The following is a 24,147-nucleotide window of genomic DNA, read 5'->3' as shown; positions in this document are numbered from 1 at the left end:
CACGTTCAGGTGTTGACGCCGAGCTCCACCAGGCGTTCGACGCAGGATTCCTCGGCCTGGTCGAGCTCGGCGAGCGTTTCTTCCAGGTCGCGCCGCTTCTGCCTGAGATCCTCGCGCTTTTCCTCGATGCGCTTGATCATCAGCTTGAGCTGGCCGACCTCGCCGGGCGGTTCCTTGTACATCTGGATGATTTCGCGGATCTCGTTGATCGAGAAGCCGAGCCTTTTTCCGCGCATAATCTGGCGGATCAGATGCCGATCGGACGGCCGAAACAGCCTTGTGCGGCCGCGCCGCACCGGCTGCACCAGCCCCTCGTCCTCGTAAAAGCGCAGCGTCCGGGTCGACACGTCGAATTCGCGGGTCAGTTCGGTGATCGTGTAGTATTCCCGCATTGTCGCTCCCGATGCCGATTCTGGGCGCCGTCCGTGGCGTCGCCCCTCCCCTCCGTTCCATGAGCGGAATCGAATGGAACCTGGCCGAACCTCGCACGGCATTTACGTAAAAGTCAATTGAAGACACGATCCCAAACTGGGATTGGGTTGTTGTGTAGGCCGAGCCGGAGTCGAAGACGGGCGCGAAGCGAGCAAAATGGTGGTCTCCGAGAATCGGAGCGGAGCGTACTTAAAGGTACGTGAGCACCGGAAGCGCAGGAGACCGCCATTTGCAGGCCGGCATCACCGGAATATCAACAATGCTCAGGGGACGGCGAACCACCAGGTAGCGAGGCCGAGGAAAGCGAAGAAGCCGACGCAGTCGGTGACCGTGGTGACGAAGACTGCCGACGCCACCGCCGGATCGATCTTGAAGCGGTCGAGCAGCAGCGGGATCAGGATCCCGGCGAGCGCCGCCGCGAACATGTTGATGATCATCGCCGCCGCGATGATGCCGCCCAGGTTGGGATCGCGAAACCAAGCCGCCGCGACGATGCCGATCAGCACGGCGAACACGGCACCGTTGATGAAGCCGACGCCGACCTCGCGGCGGATGATGCGGGCGGCATTGTAGATGTCGATATCTTTCGTCGCCAGCGCGCGCACGGTGACGGTCATGGTCTGGGAGCCGGCATTGCCACCCATGCCGGCGACAATCGGCATCAGCACGGCCAGCGCCACGATATGCTCGATCGTGTGGTCGAACAGGCCGATCACCGAGGCCGCGAGGAAGGCCGTCAACAGGTTGACCAGAAGCCACGGCACACGCGAGCGCGAGGTCGCGAGCACCGTGTCGGACAGTTCCTCGTCGCCGACGCCGCCCATGCGCAGGAGATCCTCCTCTGCCTCCTGCTGGATGACGTCGACGACGTCGTCGATGGTCAGCACGCCGACCAGCCGCTCGTTCTCGTCGACCACGGCCGCCGACAGGAGGTCGTATTGCTCGAAATCGCGCGCCGCTTCTTCCTGGTCCATGGTGGCCGGGATGGCGTGCCTCGTCTCGTGCATCACATCCTCGACCTTCACCGCCCGCTTGGTGCGCAGGATCTGGTCGAGATCGATGGCGCCAAGCAGCTTGAAGCTCGGATCGATGACGAAGATCTGGCTGAAGCGGTCGGGAAGGTTTTTGTCCTCGCGCATGTAGTCGATGGTCTGGCCGATGGTCCAGAACGGCGGCACGGCGACGAATTCCGTCTGCATGCGCCGGCCGGCCGACTCCTCCGGATAGTCGAGCGACCGCCTCAGCCTGATCCGCTCGGTGAACGGCAGCTGCGACAGGATCTCGTCCTGGTCCTCCTGGTCGAGGTCCTCAAGAATGTAGACGGCGTCGTCGGAATCGAGCTCCTGCACCGCCTGCGCGATCTGCTCGTTCGGCAGATTGTCGACGATGTCGAGACGGATCGCCTCGTCGACCTCGGTCAGCGCGGAAAAGTCGAAATCGGAGCCGAGCAGCTCGACCAGCGCCCGGCGCTGCTCGGGATGCAAGGCCTCGAGCAGATCGCCGAGCTCCGACTGGTGCAGGTCGCCGACGTCACGCTTGAGCGTGAGCGTGTCGCGGTCGGCGATCGCCGCGCCGACATGGGCCAGGAAAGACGACAGGACGGCGCCGTCCTCGCCATAGATGTCGGCGTGGGCCTCCTCATGCGGCCTGGCGTCGGTCGTCTGATTGTCCTGGCCTTCCACCAGCGCCTCCCGCCGTCAGGATTCCGGAAAAGCTAGAGCAATTCCAGGAAAAGTGTGTAACGGTTTTCCGTTCGGAATTGCGCAGAAGCAAATAGTCTAGAGTTCAGGTCTAGAGCATCGAACCCAAAGGGGAAACCGCATTTGGGAAATCCGAAGCTCGAAGGAATGATGGTTCGGCAGCACGATTCGATTTGCGAACCTATCGCTCTAACGCTCAGGAATATCAAACGAAATACGCCCTTCCCGCCCGATCAATTCCGTTGGCAGGAGACATCGTCCGGTAAGCCACCGGGAATGGCGATACCATCAAAAAGGAACGCCGGTCCGGCTTCAGGCGACGCGACAGCGCATGTCGCTGGGGAAAGAGCACGCCCGCGCGGTTGCGGCAGAATTGTCAGCATAGAGGACCACGGCCGGGCTCGCCCGGCCGCAAAGAGAAAAACCGGGAACCCTTGACGACGAAGCCGGAGAGAGGAAACGGGTCAATTGAGGAACGACGCGTTCGCGTGATCGTTGCCGAACGCAATCCGCTCGTCATCTCGGCCCTTCGCGAAATGCTGGAATGCGACGGGCGCTTCGAGCTTCTGGCCACCGTGCAAAGCGGCAAGCAATTCCTGGAATTCGCGGCGGAGCCTGACTTCGACGTCGCCCTCATCGGCTGGAAGCTCGCCGACATGGATGGCGCCGACATCCTGGCCGAGGTCCAGAACCGTGGGCTCGACGTCCGCATCACCGTCTTTTCCAACGACCACGACATCGGCATCCTGAAGCAGTGCGTGCGGCTTGGAGCCCAAGGCTATTGCTTCCAGTTCGACGACCCGCCGATCATCTTCGAGACCATCCTGGCGGTCGCGCACGGCCGCATCTGCATCCCCTATATCGACATCAACAAGGTCAACGACACGCCCTTGTCGCAGCTCACCGTGCGCGAGCGCGAGCTGCTGGCGGTGCTTTCCGACGGCTGGACCAACCTGCAGATCGCGACACGGACCGGGATTTCCGAGAATACGGTGAAGTACCACCTCAAGAATCTTTACGACAAGCTCGACGTCCGCAACCGCGCCATGGCGGTCGCGCTCTATTCGAGCGAGAAGCGCCGTACGCCCAAATCACCTATCGGGTAGGACGGCCGGGTAGGCGGAACCTACCCGCGCGCGGCGACAACTTACCCGCCAGAGTGTTGTCGCTCAGGCTCATCGAAACGAAACTTCCTCCACCATCCCAAATGACCGGAGGAGTTCGCGCATGGCTGGGTTCACCCATCTTTTCATCCCAGGGCCCACCAACATTCCGGAGCAGGTCCGGCAGGCCATGAACCTGCCGATGGAGGACATGCGCGCCTCCTCCTTCCCGGATCTGACCTTGCCGCTGTTCGAGGACATCAAGAAGGTGTTCAAGAACGAGACCGGCCGCGTCTTCATCTACCCTTCGTCCGGCACCGGCGCCTGGGAATCGGCGATGACCAACGTGCTTAGCCCCGGTGACCGGGTGCTGATGTCGCGCTTCGGCCAGTTCTCGCATCTGTGGGTCGACATGGCCGAGCGTCTCGGCTTCGAGGTCGACGTCATCGACTGCGAATGGGGAACCGGCGTTCCGCTCGATCTCTATGCCGAGAAGCTGCAGGCCGACAAGGCGCACCGCATCAAAGCCGTCTTCTGCACCCAGAACGAGACCGCGACCGGCGTCACCAGCGACGTCGCCGGCTGCCGCGCCGCGCTCGACGCGGCGAACCACCCGGCGCTCCTCTTTGTCGACGGCGTCTCGTCGATCGGCTCGATCGACTTCCGTCAGGAAGAATGGGGCGTCGACTGCGCCGTCAGCGGCTCGCAGAAGGGATTCATGCTGCCCGCCGGCCTCGGCTTCCTGTCGGTCAGCAAGAAGGCGCTTGCCGCGTCGCGGGTCGCGACCCACCGGCGCTGCTACTTCTCCTTCGAGGACATGATCCGCGTCAATGATACCGGCTACTTCCCCTATACGCCGGCCACCCAGCTGCTGCGGGGTCTGCGCGCCTCGCTTGACCTGATCGCTCAGGAAGGGCTGGAGAACATCTTCGCCCGCCACCATCGCCTAGCCGAAGGCGTGCGCAAGGCGGTCGAGGCCTGGGGCCTGAAGCTGTGCGCCAGGACACCGCAATGGCACTCCGACACGGTCAGCGCCATCCTGGTGCCCGACGGCATCGACAGCGCCAACGTCGTCAAGCGCGCCTACGGGACCTACCAGACATCGCTCGGCGGCGGCCTCAACAAGGTGGCCGGCAAGGTGTTCCGCATCGGCCATCTCGGCTGGCTGAACGAGGTGATGGTGCTGGCCTCGCTGTCGGCCGCCGAGCTGGCGCTGCTCGACTGCGGGGTCAAGCTGGCGCCGGGCTCCGGCGTCGGCGCCGCCATCCAGCACTTCCGCGCCTCGGCCGCCGTGCCGGTCGCCGAAGCGGCCTGAGGAGGACCGACCATGAGCCACACCATCAACCACCTGAAGAAGCTCAGGCTGCAGCGCAGCGAGCTGGCGGTTCCCGGCTCGAGCCCGGAGATGATCGACAAGGCCGCGAACAGCGCCGCCGACTTCGTCTTCCTCGACATCGAGGACGCGGTCGCGCCGCCGGACAAGGAACGCGCCCGCAAGAACATCATCCAGGCGCTGAACGACATCGACTGGCGCGCCAAGGGCAAGACCGTCTCGGTGCGCATCAACGGCCTCGACACCCACTACATGTACCGCGACGTGGTCGACGTCATGGAACAGGCCGGCGACCGGCTGGACACCATCCTGGTGCCGAAGGTCGGCGTGCCGGCCGACCTCTATATGGTCGAGGCCATGGTCAACCAGATCGAGATGGCCAAGGGTTACAAGACCCGCGTCGGCCTCGAGGCGCTGATCGAGACCGCGCTCGGCATGGCCAATGTCGAGGCGATCGCCGCCACGCCGGGCCGGCTGGAAGCGATGCATTTCGGCGTTGCCGACTATGCCGCCAGCAACAAGGCGCGCACCGTCAACATCGGCGGCCTCAACCCCGACTATCCCGGCGACCAGTGGCATTTCGCTCTGTCGCGGATGACGGTCGCCTGCCGCGCCTACGGCTTGCGCGCCATCGACGGACCGTTCGGCGATTTCTCCGACCCCGAAGGCTATAATGCGGCCGCAAGGCGTGCCGCGGCACTCGGCATCGAAGGCAAATGGGCGATCCACCCGTCGCAGATCGCGCTCGCCAACGACGTGTTCTCGCCGCCAGAGAAAGAGGTCACGCGCGCCAGGCGCATCCTCGAGGTGCTGAAGGAGGCCGAGGCGCTCGGCAAGGGCGCGGCAGCACTCGACGGCAAGATGATCGACGCCGCGTCGGAACGCATGGCGCGCAACGTGCTGGTGGTCAGCGAGGCCATCGAGCGCGCCGGCCAGGCTGCGACGCACTGAGAATTACCGGAGGACAAAATGGACATTCACGAATACCAGGCCAAGGAACTGCTCGCCCGCCACGGCGTGCATGTGCCGCGCGGCGGCCTCGCCTACAGCCCCGAGCAGGCGACCTACCGGGCGCGCGAGATCGGCGGTTCGAAATGGGTGCTGAAGGCGCAGGTTCATTCGGGCGCGCGCGGCAAGGCCGGCGGCATCAAGCTCTGCTCCAACGACGAGGAGATCTCCAACGCGGCGGAGGCCATGCTCGGCCGCAAGCTGGTGACTCACCAGACCGGGCCGCGCGGCAAGCTGATATCGCGCCTCTATCTCGAGGAAGCGGTCGACATCGCCCAGGAACTCTATCTCGGCTTCGTGCTCGACCGTAAGGAAGAGCGCGTCATGATCGTGGCGTCGGCCGCCGGCGGCATGGAGATCGAGGATATCTCCGAAAAGAAACCGGATTCGATCATCCGCGCCACGGTCGATCCCGGTGTCGGCATGCAGGGGTTCCAGGCGCGCGAGATCGCCTTCGGCCTCGGGCTCGAGAGCAATCTGATCGGCAAGGCCACCGAAACCATCCTCGGCTGCTACCAGGTGTTCCGCGACTACGACGCCTCGATGCTGGAGATCAATCCGCTGGTGGTGACCCGCGACGGCAGCCTGGTCGCGCTCGACGCCAAGATGTCGTTCGACGAGAACGCCCTGTTCCGCCGCCCGGAGATCTCCGAATTGCGCGACAAGAGCCAGGAAGACCCGCGCGAAACCTTCGCCAGTGACCGCGGCCTTTCCTATGTCGGCCTGGAGGGCAATATCGGCTGCATCATCAATGGCGCCGGCCTCGCCATGGCGACGATGGACATGATCAAGATCGCCGGCGGCGAGCCGGCCAACTTCCTCGATATCGGCGGCGGCGCCTCTCCGGAGCGGGTGGCGAAATCCTTCCGCGCCGTGCTCGGCGACAAGAATGTCGAGACCATCCTGGTCAACATCTTCGCCGGCATCAACCGCTGCGACTGGGTCGCCGAAGGCGTCATCAAGGCGATCCGCGAAGTCGGCGTCGACGTGCCGCTGGTGGTGCGGCTCTCCGGCACCAAGGTCGAGGAAGGACGCAAGATCCTGGCCGATTCCGGCGAGGCGGTGATCGTCGCCGAGACGCTGGCCGAAGCCGCCGAAAAGGCCGTCGCCGCCTGGCGCGCGGCCGCCAAGAAGAAAAAAGCAGCCTGAGGGAGGTCTAAAAAATGGCAATCCTGCTCAATCGCAGCACCCGCGTCATCGTCCAGGGCTTCACCGGCAAGATCGGCAGCTTCCACGCCGAGGACATGAAGCGCTACGGCACCAAGCTCGTCGGCGGCGTCACCCCCGGCAAGGGCGGCCAGACCCATCTCGGCCTGCCCATCTTCAACACCGTCAAGGGTGCGGTTCGCGAGACCCGCGCCGAGGCCAGCATCGTTTTCGTGCCGCCGCCCTTCGCGGCCGATTCGATCATGGAAGCGGCGGACGCCGGCATCAAGCTCTGCGTCTGCATCACCGACGGCATCCCGTCGCAGGACATGATGCAGGTCAAGCGCTACATGCGCCGCTACCGCTTCGAGGACCGCATGCGCCTCGTCGGTCCCAACTGCGCCGGCGTCATCACGCCGGGACAGGCGCTGATGGGCATCATGCCCGGCAGCATCTACCTGCCCGGCCGGGTCGGCATCGTCGGCCGCTCCGGCACGCTGGGCTACGAGGCTGCCTCGCAGATGAAGGCGCTCGGCATCGGCGTGTCGACCAGCGTCGGCATCGGCGGCGACCCGATCAACGGCTCGTCGTTCAAGGACATCCTGCAGCTCTTCGAACGCGACGAGGATACCGATGCCGTGGTGATGATCGGCGAGATCGGCGGCCCGCAGGAAGCCGAAGCCGCGATCTGGGCGCGCGACAACATGCGCAAGCCGCTGATCGCCTACATTGCCGGCCTTTCCGCGCCGAAGGGCCGCCGCATGGGCCACGCCGGGGCCATTATCTCCGCCTTTGGCGAGTCGGCGCAGGAAAAGGTCGAGATTCTCAAGGAAGCCGGCGTCGTCATCGTGCCGACTCCCGCCTCGTTCGGCGAGGTCGTGGCCGAGACACTGGCGCGGTCCAAGAAGGCGGCGTGACGCCGGCGAAGGCCGCATAGCAAATGTGAAATCTGGGCCGGCGCAGGCATCGCGGCGGCCCGTCGATCGGCAGGAAATTCGATGAAACCGCGTTTGATTGTCACCCGCAAATGGCCGGCCGCCGTCGAGGCGATCCTCGCAGAGCGCTTCGACGCGACGCTCAACGCAGACGATACGCCGCTGAGCGCTGCCGCGATGACGTCCGCCTTCGCGGATTTTGACGCGATCCTGGCGACGGTCAGCGACCGCTTGCCGGTCGCGGTGTTTCCCGAGAGCGCCCCCCGTACCCGCATCATCGCCAATTTCGGCGTCGGCTTCAGCCATATCGATGTCGCGGCGGCCCGCGACCGCGACATCGTGGTGACCAACACGCCTGGCGTGCTGACCGATTGCACCGCCGACCTTGCGCTGAGCCTGATGTTGGCGGTCGCGCGCCGGACCGGTGAAGGCGAGCGGCAGCTGCGAGCCGGAGAGTGGCACGGCTGGTCGCCGACCCACATGGCCGGCGCGAAGGTTTCGGGCAAGACCTTGGGTATTGTCGGCATGGGGCGCATCGGCAAGGCGACGGCCAGGCGCGCGCATTTCGGCTTCGGCATGAAGATCGTGTTCTTCAACCGGTCGCCGGTCGATGATGAGGAAACGCGCGCCATGGGCGCGGTGCAGATGCAGACTCTGGAAGGTGTGCTCACGGCATCCGATTTCGTGTCGCTGCACTGCCCGGGCGGCGCGGAAAACCGCCACCTGATCGATGCCCGAAGCCTGCGGTTGATGAAGGGTAGCGCGTTCCTGATCAACACCGCGCGCGGCGACGTCGTCGACCAGGACGCCCTGATCGGCGCGCTGCAAAGGCGCGAGATCGCCGGCGCTGGCCTAGACGTCTTTGCCGAGGAGCCGGCCGTTCCGGAGGCGCTGAAGCAGTTGGAGAATGTCGTGCTGCTGCCGCATCTCGGCAGCGCGACCGAGGAAACGCGGGTGGCAATGGGCATGAAGGTGGTGGAGAACCTGACCGCCTTCTTCGAGGGGCGTCCGGTTCCCGACCGGGTCGCCTGACAGCCGGCGCCACCCTCGATTCAGGGCGCGGCTACAGCGGCGGTCGATGCCGACGGATCAGGAGAGCGCCTTGGAACAGAGCAGACGCATCAAGTTTCGCGAGGACGAGCGCAGCCTTTTGTTGCGCCTGCTGCTGCAGGTCGCAAGCGCCCGCGAGCCGGAGATCGCCGCCGTTCTGAGCGGACGCAGGTCGCTTGGCTCCCTCGCCCCTGGCCAGCGCATCCCGGCGCTTCAGGCGACAGGCGTGTGGTTCCAGCTGCTGACGATCGCCGACGAGTTGCTTGCCATGCGGGCGCGACGCGAACTCGAACAGGGCGCCGGCGTCGACGAAGTGCCCGGCTCCTTCGCCAGCGTGATCGCGCAGATGGCGGCCAACGGCCACTCGGCGCAGGAGGCCCAGGCCGCGCTCAATGAGCTTTGCGTCGGCCCGACCATGACCGCTCACCCGACGGAGGCCAAGCGCGTCACGGTGCTGGAGATCCACCGCCGCATATATCGCAAGCTGACCGAGCTCGACCAGCCGCGCTGGGCGCCGCGCGAACGCGACCTGCTGGTCGCCGATCTGGAAAGCGAGATCGAGCTTCTGTGGATGACCGGCGAGCTGCGGCTGGAGCGCCCGACGGTCGAGCGCGAGATCGCCTGGGGCCTGCATTTCTTTCGCGAAGTCATCTTCGAGGCGACGCCGCAGCTCTATGGCAAGCTTCAGGGCGCCTTTGAGCGTCACTATCCGGGCGAGCCGATAAGAATTCCCTCCTTCATGCGTTATGCCTCGTGGATCGGCGGCGACCGCGATGGCAATCCCAACGTGACGGCCGCGGTCACGGCCCATGCCATGGCCGAGTACCGCAACACCGCCATAGGCTGGTATCTGGCGCAGATGCAGCGGCTGGTGTCGGTGCTCAGTGCCAGTTCGAACGTCATCGACCTGCCGGCCAGCTTCGAGCCGGTGCTGCAAACGGCGCTCGATAGAAGCGGACAGGCCGACGAGATCGCCGCCCGCAACCCTGACGAACCGCTTCGCCAGTTCGCCTCGGCCCTGCTTGCCCGGCTGGACGCGACGCGGGATGGCAGTACGGCGGCGTACCCCTCGGCGGAGGCGTTTCGGGCCGATCTCAACGCCCTATCTTCGGTCCTCGAAGCAATCGGAGGGCGCGCGGTGGCCAGGCGTTTCGTCCAGCCGCTGCTTTGGCAGGTCGGAAGCTTCGGCTTCCGCACGGTTTCGCTCGACGTCAGGCAGAACTCCACCGTCGTCAACCGCGTGCTGGCCGAGCTGTTTGCCCTGGCAAATCCCGCCGATCCGGTGGCAGCCGGCACGCCGCAATGGTCGGCGCGCATTCGCGCTGCCTTGAGCCAGGGCGAGCAGCTGGAGATCGACGCAGGCCGGCTCTCGCCTGAAGCAGGCGAACTGCTTTCGACATTCTCGGTCATCGCCAGGCACATCTCCGGATCGGATGGCGATGCTGTCGGCGCTTTCGTTCTCAGCATGACCCGCTCGGCAGACGATCTGCTCGCGGTCTATCTGCTGGCGCAATATTGCGGACTTTCGACCGCGCCCAGTGGCGGCGGCACAATCCGGCTGCGGATCGTGCCCTTGTTCGAGACCATCGCCGATCTGCAGGCCGCCCCCGCCATCCTGGACGGGTTGCTCGGCGTTTCGCTGGTCAGGCGCACGGTGCGGGATTTCGGCGCGCGCCAGGAAATCATGCTCGGCTATTCGGACTCCAACAAGGATGGCGGTTTCCTCGCGTCCAATTGGGAACTGGCGAAAGCGCAAAAGCGCCTCGCTGCCGTCGGCCGCAAGCACAAGGTCAGGATCAGCTTCTTCCACGGCCGCGGCGGCTCCGTCAGCCGTGGCGGCGCGCCGACCGGCCGGGCGATCGCCGCACAGCCGCAAGGCACCGTCGCGGGAACCATGCGGGTGACCGAGCAGGGCGAGGTCGTCTCGTCGAAATTCGCCAATCGCGGCACCGGCCTCAACCAGCTCGAGATACTCGCCGCCGGCGTGCTGGCCCATAGTGTCGGATCGCCCGGCGATGTCGAGAAGAAGGAAACGCCGGAATTCGACGAAGCGCTGGAAGCGCTGGCAGGCATGTCGCAGGCATCCTATGCCGGGCTGATGGCCGAGCCCGGCTTCCTCGCCTATTTCAACCAGGCGAGCCCGGTCGCGGAGCTGGCGCTCCTGAAAATGGGCTCACGACCGGATCGCCGTTTCGGCGCCAGCGGCATTGCCGACCTGCGCGCCATTCCATGGGTGTTCGCCTGGAGCCAGAACCGTCATCTGTTGACCGGCTGGTATGGCATCGGCAGCGCGATGAGTTCCTTCGTCACCGTGCGCGGCGAGGCCGGGCGCGACCTTCTGGCCCGCATGTTCGAGCATTCGCGCTTCTTCCGCCTGATCGTCGACGAGGCCGAGAAGACGCTTTACCAGTCCGACATGGAGATCGCGCGCCTCTACGCCGGCCTAGTGTCCGACAGCGATGCGGCCGGGCGAATCCACGCCCGCATCGGTGCCGAATACGAGTTGACGCGACGCCTGATCGGCGACCTCACGGGAGGCGACCTTTCCGCGCGCTTTCCGATGTTCAAGCGGCGTTTCGACAATCTGCGACGACAGATGGACGACATCCACCGGCTGCAGGTCGATCTGCTGCGGGAAGTCCGGGCAACTACCGGCACAGCGGATCAAAAGCGAGCGACCGACGCCCTGCTCGTCTCGATCAACTGCATCTCGGCCGGCCTTGGCTGGACGGGATAGCGCCGGCGACGGTCCCAGTCGGGGCAGATCTGCAAAATCAGCCTACAACGACGCGACGTCGCAGACGAAGCGCCCTCATCGGGATCTCGACGAGACTGTGCGTCAGCACGGCGAGAGCCATCGACAGGACAGCCGTTACGAACAGGGTTGGAGCCCAGCCATAGGACTGCTTCATGACGTTGGCGATCGGGTAATGCCAAAGGTAGATCGAATAGGAAAGGACCCCGACCCGCACCAGCATGGGGTGGGACAAGAGGCGATGAATTTCACTCCTGCTGTCCGTCGCCACGACAACCAGGGCCGCTGCCGAAACCTCGACCAGAGGCTGCATGATCAGCAGCGAGACCGGCGTGAATATCTGCGTGCCTACCATGAACGGCAGGATTGTGCCCGCGGCCGTTCTGCCGATGCTGTCCAGTTGGGATAGGTCTTTGAACTCCGGCTTTGCCAAAGCCACGATCGCACCCGCAAGCAAGCCTGTCAGGCGGGCGTCGGGACGATAGTAGACCCATTCGCTCGGCAATTCCTGCAGCAGCACGATCCTCCAGGTTGTCGCGATGCAAAACATGGCGACAACCACGGCAGCCGGTCGAGGCAGGCGCAATATGCCCACCAACAGCAACGGCCATACCAGGTAGAATTGCTCTTCCACGGCCAGCGACCAGGTGTGCCGCAGGACACCGTAGAAGTGCTCATAGGGCGCGAAGAAATCGGTCAGGTAGACGGCTGCGATGAAGATTTTTCGAGGCGTCTCCAGACCGATGAGCAGGATTGCCGCCAGCATCAGATAAAGGGGCGGAGTGAGGCGTACCAGCCGGTTCCAGTAAAAGCGGCCGAGATCGATGCTGTTGGTCTCGTCAAGTTCGTTGCGCAGCATGGTGGTGATCAGAAAGCCGCTAAGTACAAAAAACAGATCGACCCCGAAGAAGCCGCCATGCAGCAGCGGCACCTCGCAGTGGAAAGCCAAAACAGCCAGGATGCTGATGGCGCGCAATCCATCCAGCGCAGGATTGTAAGGCAAAGGAACCTCCCCCGGAACAGCTGGCGAAGGTACTTTGGCATTCTTTAAATTGGGTTTCCTTGTGGTTGCATTTTGCTTGCAATGACAACCTTTGCTCGCGGGTTGCCGCGCCTGACATAGCAACGCAGGAGCTTAGCCGCCAAACCGGCGCGCACGCCTCAAACAGCGGCCTGACCGGGCAGGCTACCCGACGTCCCGGCGGCTGGTTGGGCTCTTTGCCGCAACCGTTGAAAATTCAACAGGGAGATTTTGGTGCGGTCGAGAAGACTCGAACTTCCACGGGTTGCCCCACAGCGACCTCAACGCTGCGCGTCTACCAATTCCGCCACGACCGCACGTGGTAGGAGCCGGAACGAACCGGCTCGGGGCCTGTAGCAAATCGTTTCCGGCGAAACAAGTGCGCCGTGCGGAATAATCGCCAATGCATGTCGCCCAAAAGTGCGTAGCGGTTTTGGGGGAACGACACGCATCTGACAGAGCTGCCGACACAACGCTCCACAGCTTTGGAAAATGCCGGGGAACTGGACGTTTTCGCCCATTGCCGCCATATGAGGGGGCACACGAGATTTATCATGCCAGAACGCAGCCAGATCGCCACGTCGTTCCTGCCCCTGCCCGGTTCAGTACCCGTCGAATGGCGGATCGAGCCCGGCCTCACCGCCTATCCCGATGCGATCGCCTTCATGGAGGCGCGCGCCGAGGCAATCCGCAGCGGTGCGGCCGGCGAGATTGTCTGGCTGGTCGAGCATCCGCCGCTCTACACGGCCGGCACCAGCGCCCGCATCGAGGACCTGATCGAGCCCGACCGCTTTCCGGTCTTTTCGGCCGGACGCGGCGGCGAATACACCTATCACGGCCCTGGCCAGCGGGTCGCCTATGTCATGCTCGACCTCAAGCGCCGGCGCGAGGACGTGCGCGCCTTTGTCGCCGCGCTCGAAGAATGGATCATCGCAACGCTTGCCGCCTTCAACGTGCGCGGCGAGCGGCGCGAGGACAGGGTCGGCGTCTGGGTCGTGCGGCCGGATCGTCCCGCGCTTGCCGACGGCACGCCGGTCGAGGACAAGATCGCGGCAATAGGCATCCGGCTGCGGCGCTGGGTGAGCTTTCACGGCATCGCCATAAATGTAGAGCCGGAACTCGGACACTTCACCGGCATCGTGCCGTGCGGTGTCCAGGATCATGGCGTCACCAGCCTGGTCGACCTTGGCCTGCCGGTGACCATGGCCGACCTCGACCTGGCGCTGAAATCCGCTTTCGAGCATGTCTTCGGCCCTGTCGCGGCTTCACCCGTCGAGGCAGCCCGCAAGGCCGGCTGAGAACCTGTCCGGAACCAGTTCAGACCAGCAGCGTGGACGCCCACAGCACGCCATAGCCATGGATGGCGAAGACCGCGAGCAGCGCGCCGGCCATGGCGAACCGGTCGAAGGTCCGGATCGGCTTCAGCTCATGGCGCGGCTTCACCGCGCTGCCCATTGTGAGCAGGCTGAGGATCAGGAACACGACGCCCGCCGCAAGCAGGAAGCCCGGCGAAAATCCAGCCAGCCAGCCGAGCGCCAGCAAGGCGGACAGCAGCAGGAACGAAGCCAGCGCCAGGACGATCGGGCCGGGGCAGATCTGGCGCAGCACCTGGCCGCCGTCGAACTTCCACACCGGCACCAGATTGGCGATGTTGAAGAGCGCGGAAAAGCCGGCGAGCGTGGCCAGCAGCGCGGCGACGGCGCCATGCCCCTCGCCTCTGGCAAGCCCGCTGGCGGCGATCAGCACCGGCACCAGGAAGGCCGAGAAGCCGGCGCCCATCAGCGCCACGAAGGCAACTTCGAAGCGGCTGTCGTAGGGCCTGCCGCCGATGGCGATGCCGCCGAGCAGCGGGATGAAGATCATGCGCGCCCTGCTATGTCCCATCAGCCGGAATGCCGCCATATGGCCGAGCTCGTGCAGGGCGACCACCGAGGTCAGGATCGCGGCCAGCGCCAGGCCGCCGAGGCTGAGGCCGAAGAACGGCCACAGGATGAAGGCTGAAAGCACGGCGAATCCCACCTGGCTGAGTGGATGCTCGAACCAGCCGCCCTTGCGATACTCTCCCGTCCTCGCCCAGCGCTGCAGCTTGCCGAGTTCGCGCCGCATGGCGAAATAGCGGAAGATCAGGAAGGCGACGCCGCGATAGCGATCGGTCTGGCCGAGGCTGACCCGCGTCGCGGCGCCCTCGGCCACCAGTTCGGTGGTCTCGCGATAGCTGGCCCAGAAGGAGGCATCGAGCGAGGAATCATCGAGGACGCGCATGGAAAAGCGGCCGCCCTCGACGACATCCTCCAGCACGACCTTGCGTTCGATCGGCTGGCCGTCGCGCCCTTCCCAGGACAGGACGATGCGGGCCACGCCCTGCCCGTCCAGCGCCTCAGCCGAAACGATTTCGCCCGACCAGCCGGCATCGCTGCCGAACGGCCACAGCGCTTGCCAGAGCCGGTGGCGGTCCGCCGCCACCAGCCTCGACACCCTGACCGTGCGCAGGCCGAGCGGCAGGGTCATCAGCAGAAAGATCAGTCCGAGATTGCCGGCCAGGAGGATGGCCATCACGATCGGCGACACCGGTGTTGCTCCCTGTCTTCGCGGGCACCCTAGCGTCAATGGCGGCAAGAAAAGCTTAACGTCGAGGCGCTTGCGGCAGCCGGCCGCAAGGCATGGTCCTCACATGGCGCCGATCCAGATCGCCATGGAAATCAGAAACGTGCTCATGCACACGAGCGACACAACATCCTGAACAAGGTCCGACATAACTCTCTCCAGTTGTTAGTATGTTCGTATTTTGTTCTAATTTTGTTCGAATGTCAACGACCGCAGAAAGGCGCTGCCCGGAAATTTCGGGCGCTCAATCCGGCAGGGTTAAGGAAAGGTTGACGGGCGAAATGCGCGGGCGGCCACGCACCAGCGCCGACGCGGGCACGCCGAGATTTGGGTCAGGCCGAGTCGAGAACGGTGGGTTCCGAGAACCGGAGCGGAGCGAACTTGAAGTACGTGAGCACCGGAAGCGCTGGAAGCCGCCTTTCGCAGGCCGGCCTCACCCGAATATCGCCGTGACCTAAAGGGGGACGACCTTGCCCTCGGCCAACGTCACCCGCCGATCCATGCGCGAAGCCAGCTCGTGATTGTGGGTGGCGATCAGCGCCGCGAGGCCCGATTGCCTGACCAGCGCTTCCAGCGCCTCGAACACATAGGAGGCGGTGACCGGGTCGAGATTGCCGGTCGGCTCGTCGGCCAACAGCACCAGCGGCGCATTGGCGACGGCGCGTGCGATCGCCACCCGCTGCTGCTCGCCGCCGGAGAGCTCCGACGGGCGATGCTGCGCCCGCTTGCCGATCTGCATGTAGTCGAGCAGCTGTGCCGCCCGCTCGGCCGCTTCCTTGCGCGACAGCCCCTTGATCAGCTGCGGCATCATGATGTTTTCCAGCGCGGAAAACTCCGGCAGCAGATGATGGAACTGATAGACGAAGCCGACATCGTTGCGGCGGATGGCCGTGCGGTCCTCGTCGGACAGCCGGCCGCAGGCGCGGCCGCCGAGAATCACGTCGCCGGCGTCGGGCCGCTCAAGCAGGCCGGCGGTGTGCAGCAGCGTCGACTTGCCGGTGCCCGACGGCGCCACCAGCGCCACCATCTCGCCGCGCCGCAGCGAAAAATCGGCGCCGTTCAAGATGGTCAGCTTGCGCGGCCCCTGGACATAGTGCCGCTCGACGCCCTTCAGCTCGATAATGGCTTCGGCCATCACTCGTACCTCAAGGCTTCGACCGGATCGAGCCGCGCCGCCCGCCAGGCCGGAAACACCGTCGCCAGGAAGGACAGGCCCAGCGCCATGATGACGACATAGGTGGTCTCGCGCGCATCCATCTTCGCTGGCAGCTGACTGAGGAAATAGAGCTCGGGATTGAACAGGATCCTGCCGGTCATCCAGGAGAAGAACTGGCGGATCGATTCGATGTTGAGGCAGATGACGACGCCGAGCAGAACGCCGGCGATGGTGCCGGTGACGCCGATCGCCGCCCCTGTCATCAGGAAGATGCGCAGGATCGCGCCGCGCGTGGCGCCCATCGTGCGCAGGATGGCGATGTCGTGGCCCTTGTCCTTCACCAGCATGACGAGGCCGGAAATGATGTTCAGCGCCGCCACCAGCACGATCAGCGTCAGGATCATGAACATGACGTTGCGCTCGACCTGCAGCGCCGAGAAAAAGGTCTCGTTGCGCTGGCGCCAGTCGACAAGGTCGATCGGCCGCTGCGCCGCCTGCTCGACCAGCGGCTTCAGCGCGTCGACATTGTCGGGATTGTCGACATAGATCTCGATGGTCTGCGCCCGGCCGTCCATGTTGAAATAGAGCTGCGCTTCCGAGAACGGCATGTAGACGATCGAGCTGTCATATTCCGACATGCCGACCTCGAAGATCGCCGCGATCTTGTAGCCCTTCATGCGTGGCGTCGTGCCGAGCGGCGTCACGTCGCCGTCCGGCGAGATCAGCGTGATTGTGTCGCCGAGCACGAGGCCGAGATTCTCGGCCATGCGCTTGCCGATCGCCACGCCCTCGCCGGTGTCGAAGCCGTCAAGCGTGCCTTGCCTGATATTGCTGGAGACGATCGAGATCTTGCCGAGGTCCTCGCCGCGTATGCCGCGCACCAGCGCGCCGGTGCCGCCGCCGACATTGCCTTGCGCCAGCACCTGGCCGTCGATCAGCGGAATGGCGTATTTGACGCCGGCCACGCCGTTGATGCGGCCCGCCACCTGGGCGTAGTCCTCCAGCGGCGAATCCAGCGGCTGCGCGATCAGATGGCCGTTGACGCCGAGGATGCGGGTCAGCAGCTCGGCGCGGAACCCGTTCATCACCGCCATGACGACGATCAGCGTCGCCACCCCCAGCATGATGCCGAGGAAGGAAATCGAGGCGATGACCGAGATCACCGTCTCCTTGCGCCGCGAGCGCAGATAGCGCCAGGCAACCATGCGCTCGAACACCGAAAAGGCGCCGGCGGCTGGGGCTTTGACGGCCGGGGCTTTGGCTGCGGCCGCCTGGCTCATGCGGCGAAACCGAGGCGCTTCTTCGCCGCTTCGATCGGCAGCGTCTCGCGCTCGCCGGTCCTGCGGTTCTTGATCTCGACCTCTCCGCTCGCCACGCCGCGCGGCCCGACGATCACCTGCAAGGGCAGGCCGATCAGGTCGGCGGTGGCGAACTTGCCACCCGGCCGCTGGTCGGTGTCGTCATAGAGCACGTCCTTGCCGGCGCCGGAGAGCGCGGCATAGAGCTCGTCGCAGACGCGGTCGCATTCGGCGTCGCCCGCCTTCATGTTGATCAGGCCGATGTCGAACGGCGCCACCGCGTCGGGCCAGATGATGCCGTTGTCGTCATGGCTGGCCTCGATGATCGCCGCCACCAGCCGCGAGGGTCCGATTCCGTAGGAGCCGCCGGAAGCGAAATGATCCTTGCCGTCCGGCCCGGTCACCTTGGCGCCCATCGGCTTGGAATACTTCTCGCCGAAATGGAAGATATGGCCGACCTCGATGCCGCGCGCCGAGACTTTGTCGCCCTCGGAGACCTTGTCCCAGGCCGCCTCGTCATGCATCTCGTCGGTCGCCGCGTATGGCGTCGTCCACGTCTTGACGATGTCGGCGATCTCGGCGTCGTTGGAAAAGTCGGTGTTCGCGCCCGGCACGGCGAGCGAAAGATAGTCGCGATGGCAGAACACCTGGCTCTCGCCGGTGTCGGCCAGGATGATGAACTCGTGGCTTAGGTCTCCGCCGATCGGCCCGGTGTCGGCGCGCATCGGGATCGCCTGCAGGCCCATGCGCGTGAACGTCCTGAGATAGGACACGAACATCCGGTTGTAGGCGGCCTTGGCGCCCTCGTAGTTGAGGTCGAAGGAATAGGCGTCCTTCATCAGGAATTCGCGAGAACGCATGACGCCGAAGCGCGGCCGCACCTCGTCGCGGAACTTCCACTGGATGTGGTAGAGGTTGAGCGGCAGGTCCTTGTAGGACTTCACATAGGCGCGGAAGATCTCGGTGACCATTTCCTCATTGGTCGGCCCGTAGAGCATCTCGCGCTCCTGCCGGTCCTTGATGCGCAGCATCTCCTTGCCGTAGTCGTCATAGCGCCCGCTTTCGCGCCACAGCTCGGCCGACTGGATGGTCGGCATCAGGATTTCCAGCGCGCCCGCCCTGTCCTGCTCCTCGCGGATGATCCGGCAGACCTTGTCCAGCACGCGCTTGCCGAGCGGCAGCCAGGAGAAGCTGCCCTGCCCCTGCTGGCGGATCATGCCGGCGCGCAGCATCAGCCGGTGCGAGACGATCTCGGCCTCGCGCGGATTTTCTTTGAGAATGGGCAGGAAATAGCGCGACAAACGCATGGACTGGTCCGTAAGTGAGGATGGCCCCGCCGGAATCGGCGCGGCATGGGCTGCTTGCCCCGGCTTCATAGCCATTTCATGGCGGATTGGAAACCCGAGCGAGCGACCGAAGTGCTGCAACCGCCCGGTTGATCGTTTCACAAGCAAGGCCTGCCGTACTATTGTGCACTGCAGCACGATATTGCCCGTTTCCGGGCAAAATTCTTCGTGACAATTTCATCTGCCTTAGGCTAGTGTGCCCCGATAACCGAGAGGGCGGAAAAAAATCTGCTCTCCTACGCGGTCAAAGTCTTGGGAGGATGCGATCTAGGCGCGGTTACTCGCAGCCGCCGGATACCGGAAACAGATCGGACGCGTTTAAATTGCAAGGCCTCGTGCCTTGCATTTTTTTTGTGCAATCATCTGCTTAGCACGACAGATTGCCAAACTGCTTTACCCGACGTCAGCGCAACGAGAATTCGAAAGCCGGCTACCGGATTTCCGGCTGAGCCGACTCGCATGAAATGGGACGAGTTTGGGTCGACTGGCGTCGTTAATTCTTCGGCGTCTGGTTGAAGTCCGGCACGATGTGCGGGATGTCGTCGATGCCGAGGCCAAGCCCCCGTGTGATGCCGTAAAAGATGCCGAGAAGGACCAGGGTGGCGATCGTCGTCCGGAAAGCCGCGCGCAGCATGTGCGGCCCGCGCGGCGCGCTGGGAACGGTGCCCAGCGTCACATCCTTGTCCTCATCCTGGGTTCTGAGGCTGAACGGCAGGACGGCGAACAGCACCACCCACCAGGTGGCGAAGAACAGCGCGATGAACGAGACCCAGCTCATGATTGCTCCAGTTCGACCAGCGTGCCGAAGAAATCCTTGGGATGCAGGAACAGCACCGGCTTGCCATGCGCGCCGATCTTCGGGCTGCCGTCACCCAGCACGCGCGCGCCGCTGGCCTTGAGCCGGTCGCGCGCGGCCACGATGTCATCCACCTCATAGCACACATGGTGCATGCCGCCCGAGGGGTTCTTCTCCAGGAAGGCTGTGATCGGCGAGTTCTCGCCCAACGGTTCCAGCAATTCGATCTTGGTGTTGCCGACATCGACGAACACCACGGTCACGCCATGTTCCGGCAGCGCCTGCGGTGCGCTCAGCCGCGCGCCGAGCGTGTCGCGATAGGCCGCCATTGCCGCGGCCAGATCCGGCACGGCAAGCGCGACATGGTTCAGGCGTCCGAGCATAAAGCGCTCCGCTTTAGGGGAGTAAGGGAGTAGGGCAGTATGGGAGTAGGGAAACGAGTCTGAACAAATACAGACTGCTTATTCTTCCCTATTCCCCTACTGCCTTACTCCCCTATTCCCTTGTTCGTCACCGCGTGACGAACACCGTCACCAGCGGCTTCTTGCCCCAGGCTTCGTTGGCGGCACCGCGCACCGCGCGGCGCACCGCCTCCTGCACCAGGTCGAGGTCTTTTCGGCGCTGACGGGGGATCGAGTCCACGGCGCCGATTGCCGCATCGAGCATCAGATCCTCCAGGGTCTCGCCGCTGGCGTCCGCCTCGGCGACACCGATCGCCACCAGGTCGGGATCGCCGGCAAGCTCGTATTTGTCGTCGAGCACGACATTGACGGCGACATGGCCGGCAAAGGACAGCTTGCGCCGGTCGCGGATGCCCATCGCCTGGTCGGTGCCGATCAGCCGGCCGTCCTTGTAGACGCGGCCGAACGGCACCTGGTCGACAATGGTCGCGGCGCCCGGATAGAGCCTCAGCATGTCGCCGTCGCGCACCTGCGCCACCTGGCCGATGCCGGACATCGACATCAGCGACCCTTGCGCCACCAGATGCGCCGCCTCGCCATGCACCGGGACGCCGATCTGCGGCCGCACCCATTCATACATCTTGCGCAATTCGCTGCGGCGCGGATGGCCGGAGACGTGCACCAGCGCATCGCCGTCCTCGATGATCTTCATGCCAAGGTCGATCAGCCGGTTCTTGATCTCGAGGATCGCCTTCTCGTTGCCGGGGATGGTGCGCGAGGAAAACACCACGGTGTCGCCGGCCGTCAGCGACACCGATTTCATCTCGTCGCGAGACAGCTTTGCAAGTGCCGCCAGCGGCTCGCCTTGGCTGCCGGTGCAGATGATGACCAGGTTCTCGCGCGGGATGAAGCCGTAATCCTCCTCGGCGATGAACTCCGGCAGCCCGTCCATGTAGCCGAGCTCGCCAGCGACATCGATGACGCGCTTCAGCGAACGGCCGAGCACCAGGCACTGGCGGCCGGCGTCGCGCGCCGCCCTGGCGATGGAAACGATGCGGCCGACATTGGAGGAGAAGGTGGTGACGGCGACGCGGCCCTTGGCGCTTTGGATGACGCCCTTCAGCCCCTCGCCGACCGCTACCTCCGATGGCGATTCTCCCTCCCGCAGCGCGTTGGTCGAATCGCAGACCAGCGCCAGCACGCCCTTATCGCCATAGGCGCGGAAGCGCGCCTCGTCGGTCTTCGGCCCGATCGTCGGCTCCGGATCGATCTTCCAGTCGCCGGTGTGGATGACGGTGCCAGCCGGAGTGGTGATCGCCAGCGACATCGGCTCGGGAATCGAGTGGGCGACCGGGATGGCCTCGATCTCGAACGGACCGATGGTGAATTTCTCGCCGGCCCGGTAGATCATCGCCGGCACCTTCGGCGCACCCTGCTCGCCCTGCCGCTTGGCCTCCAGCAGGCCGGCGGTGAACGGCGTCATCCAGACCGGCGCCTTCAGCCTCGGCCAGATGTCGAGCAGCGCGCCGTAATGGTCCTCGTGCGCGTGCGTGATGACGATGCCGCGCAGATTGTCGAGGTTCTCCTCGATGAAGCGCGTGTCGGGCAGGATCAGGTCGACGCCGGGATGCGCGGTGTCGGGAAAGGTGACGCCGACATCGACGACGATCCACTCGCGCGCATCGGCCGGCCCGTAGCCGTAAAGGGCGAAGTTCATGCCGATCTCGCCGACGCCGCCGAGCGGCACGAAGACGAGTTCGGCGTTTTCCGCTTTCGCCATGTTCTTTCCTTCCTGGCCCGTCAAACCCGGGCCGACGCGACGGCGCCGAAATGCACGTCGCCGGCGGCGATCGTCACGACAGTTCCCGCATCGTCGCGGATCACGAAACGGCAGTCCTCGTCAATGGTCTCGAACGTCCCGCGCACCACATTACCGTCAACCCTGACAGCAACTTCGCCGCCCAGCCCCGCCGCGCGCGCCAGCCAGCGCCGCCTGATGGCGGCAAGCCCGCGCCCGTCGTCCCACAGCCGGGCATTCTCGTTCCAGGCATCCGACAGCGCCAGAAACAGGGTCTCGGCATCGCAATTCGCGCCAAGCGCGCGCAGCGATGTCGCCGGATACGGCAAATCCTCGGGATATGCCACCACATTGACGCCGATGCCGACCGCCACCGCAAAGCGATCGCCTTCGAGCAGCGCCGATTCCAGCAGGATGCCGGCGAGCTTGGCGCCGGAGGCAAGCACGTCGTTCGGCCATTTCAGCTCGAAGCGGTTCTTGCCCTGGCTTGCGCCGTCAACGCCGATCGCGATCCTGCCTTGCGGCACGACGGCATCGAGCGCATCGGCAAGCGCCAGCCCGGCGACGAAGCCGAGCGTCGCGGCGAGCCGCAATTCGCCGCCGCTGACGATGAGCAATGTCGCGGCCAGGTTGCCCTCGGGCGTCGCCCAGGTCCGGCCCCGCCGGCCGCGCCCGCTTTCCTGCTTTTTGGAAACGACCCACAGCTTGCCCGGATCGCCGGCCCGCGCATGGGCGAGCGCCAGCGCGTTGGTGGAGCCGACCGTATCATGGGCTTCGAGCCGGAACCCTTCCGACGCCGCGGTTGGAGCCAGCCGAAACGCCATCCCGTCAGAAGAAGGTCTTCGCCGCGGCTTCGGCATAGGTGCCGATCGGCCCGCCGATCAGCACGTAGAACAGCACGAAGGCGCCGCTGACGCCAAGCACGAGGCGCAGTTCGCTGGCCATCGGCACGAAGCCGCCGACCGGCTCGTCGAACCACATGATCTTGATGATGCGCAGATAATAGTAGGCGCCCACCACCGAGGCCAGCACGCCGATGATCGCCAGCGCGTAGAGGCCTGCGTTGATGGCGGCGAGGAAGACGTACCACTTCCCCCAGAAGCCGGCGAGCGGCGGGATGCCGGCCAGCGAAAACATCAGGATGGTGAGGATCGTCGCCATGATCGGGTTGGTCGAGGCGAGCCCGGCGAGGTCGCTGATCTGCTCGACATTGCCCTCCTTGCGCCGCATGGCGAGGATGAAGGCGAAGGTGCCGAGCGTCATCACCAGATAGATCAGCATGTAGATGGCAACGCCGCGCACGCCGGCCTGGCTGTTGGCGGCGAGGCCGACCAGCGCGTAGCCCATGTGACCGATCGAAGAATAGGCCATCAGCCGCTTGATGTTGGTCTGGCCGATGGCCGCGAAGGCGCCGAGCGCCATCGAGGCGATCGAGATGAAGACGATGATCTGCTGCCAGTCCGCGGCGATCGGCTTGAACGCGCCCATGGTGACGCGCACGATCAGCGCCATCGCCGCCATCTTGGGGGCCGCCGCCAGGAAGGCCGTCACCGGGGTCGGCGCGCCCTCATAGACGTCCGGCGTCCACATGTGGAACGGCACCGCCGAGATCTTGAAGGCAAGGCCGGCCAGCACGAACACCAGGCCGAAGACGAGGCCGAGCTGGCGCTCGCCGCTGCCCAGCGCCGTCGCGATCTCCTGGAAGCCGGTGTTGCCGGTGTAGCCGTAGATCAGCGAGATGCCGTAGAGCAGCATGCCCGACGACAGCGCGCCGAGCACGAAATATTTGAGGCCCGCCTCGGTCGAGCGGACGCTGTCGCGGTTGATCGCCGCCAGCACGTAGATCGCCAGCGACTGGAGTTCGAGGCCGAGGTAGAGCCCGATCATGCCGTTGGCCGAGATCATAAGCATCATGCCCAGCGTGCAGAGCAGGATCAGCACCGGATACTCGAACTTGTCGAAATGCTCCTGCTTGGCGAAGCGCATCGACATGACCAGCGTCACCGCCGAGCCGATCAGCGCCAGCAGCTTCATGAAGCGGGCGAAGGAATCCTGGATGAAAGCGCCGCCGTAAGCCGTGCCCTGCCCACCGGAAGAGGCGACCCAGAAGCCGGCGAGCACCAGTATGGCGACGGCAAGGCCGGTCACCGTCATGGTGGTGTTGGAGCGCGAATAGGCGCCCACCATCAGCAGCGCCAGCGCGCCGATGGCGAGGATCAGCTCCGGCGTCGAGAGCGAAAAGCTGGAGAGAAGGTCCGGCGTCAT

The 24,147-nt window shown here is 64.9% G+C and carries 20 protein-coding genes and 1 tRNA gene; 8 read left to right on the top strand and 13 right to left on the bottom strand.

Features of this window, described 5'->3' with window-relative positions:
• Positions 1 to 5: 5 nt before the first annotated feature.
• Positions 6 to 392: a MerR family DNA-binding transcriptional regulator gene (locus tag EN857_RS13350; RefSeq protein ID WP_112618641.1), complete on the bottom strand. Its 387-nt coding sequence runs from the start codon at positions 390 to 392 to the stop codon at positions 6 to 8.
• 303 nt (positions 393 to 695) lie between these two features.
• The gene (gene mgtE / locus EN857_RS13345) at positions 696 to 2,114 is read right to left on the bottom strand and encodes a magnesium transporter (RefSeq protein ID WP_127285813.1); all 1,419 of its coding nucleotides are present in this window, start codon (positions 2,112 to 2,114) and stop codon (positions 696 to 698) included.
• 452 nt (positions 2,115 to 2,566) lie between these two features.
• Here mgtE and EN857_RS13340 point away from each other — a divergent pair, with 452 nt between their 5' ends.
• From EN857_RS13340 to EN857_RS13310, 7 genes are all read left to right on the top strand, one after another.
• A complete protein-coding gene (locus tag EN857_RS13340; protein WP_128346862.1) occupies positions 2,567 to 3,238 on the top strand; it encodes a response regulator transcription factor in 672 nt (223 codons plus the stop codon).
• A gap of 121 nt (positions 3,239 to 3,359) precedes the next feature.
• Positions 3,360 to 4,550 carry an aminotransferase class V-fold PLP-dependent enzyme gene (locus EN857_RS13335; protein ID WP_127285815.1) on the top strand — a complete coding sequence of 397 codons (1,191 nt, stop codon included), beginning with the start codon at positions 3,360 to 3,362 and terminating at the stop codon, positions 4,548 to 4,550.
• A gap of 12 nt (positions 4,551 to 4,562) precedes the next feature.
• Positions 4,563 to 5,519 carry a CoA ester lyase gene (locus EN857_RS13330; protein WP_127312040.1) on the top strand — a complete coding sequence of 319 codons (957 nt, stop codon included), beginning with the start codon at positions 4,563 to 4,565 and terminating at the stop codon, positions 5,517 to 5,519.
• A gap of 18 nt (positions 5,520 to 5,537) precedes the next feature.
• Positions 5,538 to 6,725, top strand: coding sequence for a malate--CoA ligase subunit beta (locus tag EN857_RS13325; protein ID WP_127285817.1), 1,188 nt, complete (start codon positions 5,538 to 5,540; stop codon positions 6,723 to 6,725).
• A gap of 14 nt (positions 6,726 to 6,739) precedes the next feature.
• Positions 6,740 to 7,639, top strand: coding sequence for a succinate--CoA ligase subunit alpha (gene sucD / locus EN857_RS13320; protein WP_127311843.1), 900 nt, complete (start codon positions 6,740 to 6,742; stop codon positions 7,637 to 7,639).
• A gap of 81 nt (positions 7,640 to 7,720) precedes the next feature.
• Positions 7,721 to 8,689, top strand: coding sequence for a D-glycerate dehydrogenase (locus EN857_RS13315; protein ID WP_127394206.1), 969 nt, complete (start codon positions 7,721 to 7,723; stop codon positions 8,687 to 8,689).
• A gap of 70 nt (positions 8,690 to 8,759) precedes the next feature.
• Positions 8,760 to 11,444 (top strand): phosphoenolpyruvate carboxylase, encoded by a 2,685-nt coding sequence (locus tag EN857_RS13310; protein WP_135858726.1) that lies wholly within the window; start codon positions 8,760 to 8,762, stop codon positions 11,442 to 11,444.
• A gap of 37 nt (positions 11,445 to 11,481) precedes the next feature.
• Here the strand turns inward: EN857_RS13310 and EN857_RS13305 are convergent, their stop codons facing one another.
• Together EN857_RS13305 and EN857_RS13300 are read right to left on the bottom strand one after the other, a co-directional pair.
• Positions 11,482 to 12,465 carry an acyltransferase gene (locus EN857_RS13305; protein ID WP_187331282.1) on the bottom strand — a complete coding sequence of 328 codons (984 nt, stop codon included), beginning with the start codon at positions 12,463 to 12,465 and terminating at the stop codon, positions 11,482 to 11,484.
• A gap of 250 nt (positions 12,466 to 12,715) precedes the next feature.
• A tRNA-Leu gene (locus EN857_RS13300) sits at positions 12,716 to 12,800 on the bottom strand.
• Positions 12,801 to 13,037: 237 nt separating this feature from the next.
• On the opposite strand from EN857_RS13300, the gene lipB reads away from it, so the two are divergent.
• Entirely contained in the window at positions 13,038 to 13,781 is a 744-nt protein-coding gene (gene lipB / locus EN857_RS13295; protein ID WP_127391987.1) for a lipoyl(octanoyl) transferase LipB, read from the top strand.
• A gap of 19 nt (positions 13,782 to 13,800) precedes the next feature.
• On the opposite strand, the gene EN857_RS13290 is transcribed toward lipB, so the two are convergent.
• From EN857_RS13290 to nuoN, 9 genes are all read right to left on the bottom strand, one after another.
• Positions 13,801 to 15,051 carry a site-2 protease family protein gene (locus EN857_RS13290; protein ID WP_127391986.1) on the bottom strand — a complete coding sequence of 417 codons (1,251 nt, stop codon included), beginning with the start codon at positions 15,049 to 15,051 and terminating at the stop codon, positions 13,801 to 13,803.
• Between the two features lie 490 nt (positions 15,052 to 15,541).
• On the bottom strand, positions 15,542 to 16,225 hold the full coding sequence (locus EN857_RS13285; protein WP_187331281.1) for an ABC transporter ATP-binding protein: 684 nt from the start codon (positions 16,223 to 16,225) through the stop codon (positions 15,542 to 15,544).
• Positions 16,222 to 17,523 (bottom strand): lipoprotein-releasing ABC transporter permease subunit, encoded by a 1,302-nt coding sequence (locus EN857_RS13280; RefSeq protein WP_127284974.1) that lies wholly within the window; start codon positions 17,521 to 17,523, stop codon positions 16,222 to 16,224. The genes EN857_RS13285 and EN857_RS13280 overlap by 4 nt, the downstream gene beginning before the upstream one ends.
• Positions 17,520 to 18,848 carry a proline--tRNA ligase gene (gene proS / locus EN857_RS13275; protein WP_127391985.1) on the bottom strand — a complete coding sequence of 443 codons (1,329 nt, stop codon included), beginning with the start codon at positions 18,846 to 18,848 and terminating at the stop codon, positions 17,520 to 17,522. Before proS ends, EN857_RS13280 begins: the two co-directional genes overlap by 4 nt.
• Before the next feature lie 532 nt (positions 18,849 to 19,380).
• A complete protein-coding gene (locus EN857_RS13270) occupies positions 19,381 to 19,665 on the bottom strand; it encodes a DUF1467 family protein (RefSeq protein WP_126054035.1) in 285 nt (94 codons plus the stop codon).
• Entirely contained in the window at positions 19,662 to 20,066 is a 405-nt protein-coding gene (mce, locus tag EN857_RS13265) for a methylmalonyl-CoA epimerase (protein ID WP_126054034.1), read from the bottom strand. The genes EN857_RS13270 and mce overlap by 4 nt, the downstream gene beginning before the upstream one ends.
• 127 nt (positions 20,067 to 20,193) lie before the next feature.
• Positions 20,194 to 21,864, bottom strand: coding sequence for a ribonuclease J (locus tag EN857_RS13260; RefSeq protein WP_127391984.1), 1,671 nt, complete (start codon positions 21,862 to 21,864; stop codon positions 20,194 to 20,196).
• Between the two features lie 20 nt (positions 21,865 to 21,884).
• Positions 21,885 to 22,706 (bottom strand): biotin--[acetyl-CoA-carboxylase] ligase, encoded by an 822-nt coding sequence (locus EN857_RS13255; protein WP_128273502.1) that lies wholly within the window; start codon positions 22,704 to 22,706, stop codon positions 21,885 to 21,887.
• Positions 22,707 to 22,710: 4 nt separating this feature from the next.
• Entirely contained in the window at positions 22,711 to 24,147 is a 1,437-nt protein-coding gene (gene nuoN / locus EN857_RS13250) for an NADH-quinone oxidoreductase subunit NuoN (protein WP_127309015.1), read from the bottom strand.

Source organism: Mesorhizobium sp. M4B.F.Ca.ET.214.01.1.1, from assembly GCF_004791545.1.
GTDB lineage: Bacteria > Pseudomonadota > Alphaproteobacteria > Rhizobiales > Rhizobiaceae > Mesorhizobium > Mesorhizobium abyssinicae.
Note: the sequence above shows the minus strand (reverse complement) of the source record. Positions and strands in the feature narration are given on the sequence as shown.

Excerpts from the sequence above, each read along its gene's own strand:
- EN857_RS13350 (WP_112618641.1), bottom strand. The coding sequence starts at position 392 with ATGCGGGAATACTACACGATCACCGAACTGACCCGCGAATTCGACGTG.
- EN857_RS13335 (WP_127285815.1), top strand. The coding sequence starts at position 3,360 with ATGGCTGGGTTCACCCATCTTTTCATCCCAGGGCCCACCAACATTCCG.
- EN857_RS13330 (WP_127312040.1), top strand. The coding sequence starts at position 4,563 with ATGAGCCACACCATCAACCACCTGAAGAAGCTCAGGCTGCAGCGCAGC.
- EN857_RS13325 (WP_127285817.1), top strand. The coding sequence starts at position 5,538 with ATGGACATTCACGAATACCAGGCCAAGGAACTGCTCGCCCGCCACGGC.
- sucD (WP_127311843.1), top strand. The coding sequence starts at position 6,740 with ATGGCAATCCTGCTCAATCGCAGCACCCGCGTCATCGTCCAGGGCTTC.
- EN857_RS13315 (WP_127394206.1), top strand. The coding sequence starts at position 7,721 with ATGAAACCGCGTTTGATTGTCACCCGCAAATGGCCGGCCGCCGTCGAG.
- lipB (WP_127391987.1), top strand. The coding sequence starts at position 13,038 with ATGCCAGAACGCAGCCAGATCGCCACGTCGTTCCTGCCCCTGCCCGGT.
- EN857_RS13280 (WP_127284974.1), bottom strand. The coding sequence starts at position 17,523 with ATGAGCCAGGCGGCCGCAGCCAAAGCCCCGGCCGTCAAAGCCCCAGCC.
- proS (WP_127391985.1), bottom strand. The coding sequence starts at position 18,848 with ATGCGTTTGTCGCGCTATTTCCTGCCCATTCTCAAAGAAAATCCGCGC.
- EN857_RS13270 (WP_126054035.1), bottom strand. The coding sequence starts at position 19,665 with ATGAGCTGGGTCTCGTTCATCGCGCTGTTCTTCGCCACCTGGTGGGTG.
- mce (WP_126054034.1), bottom strand. The coding sequence starts at position 20,066 with ATGCTCGGACGCCTGAACCATGTCGCGCTTGCCGTGCCGGATCTGGCC.
- EN857_RS13260 (WP_127391984.1), bottom strand. The coding sequence starts at position 21,864 with ATGGCGAAAGCGGAAAACGCCGAACTCGTCTTCGTGCCGCTCGGCGGC.
- EN857_RS13255 (WP_128273502.1), bottom strand. The coding sequence starts at position 22,706 with ATGGCGTTTCGGCTGGCTCCAACCGCGGCGTCGGAAGGGTTCCGGCTC.
- nuoN (WP_127309015.1), bottom strand. The coding sequence starts at position 24,147 with ATGACGCCGGACCTTCTCTCCAGCTTTTCGCTCTCGACGCCGGAGCTG.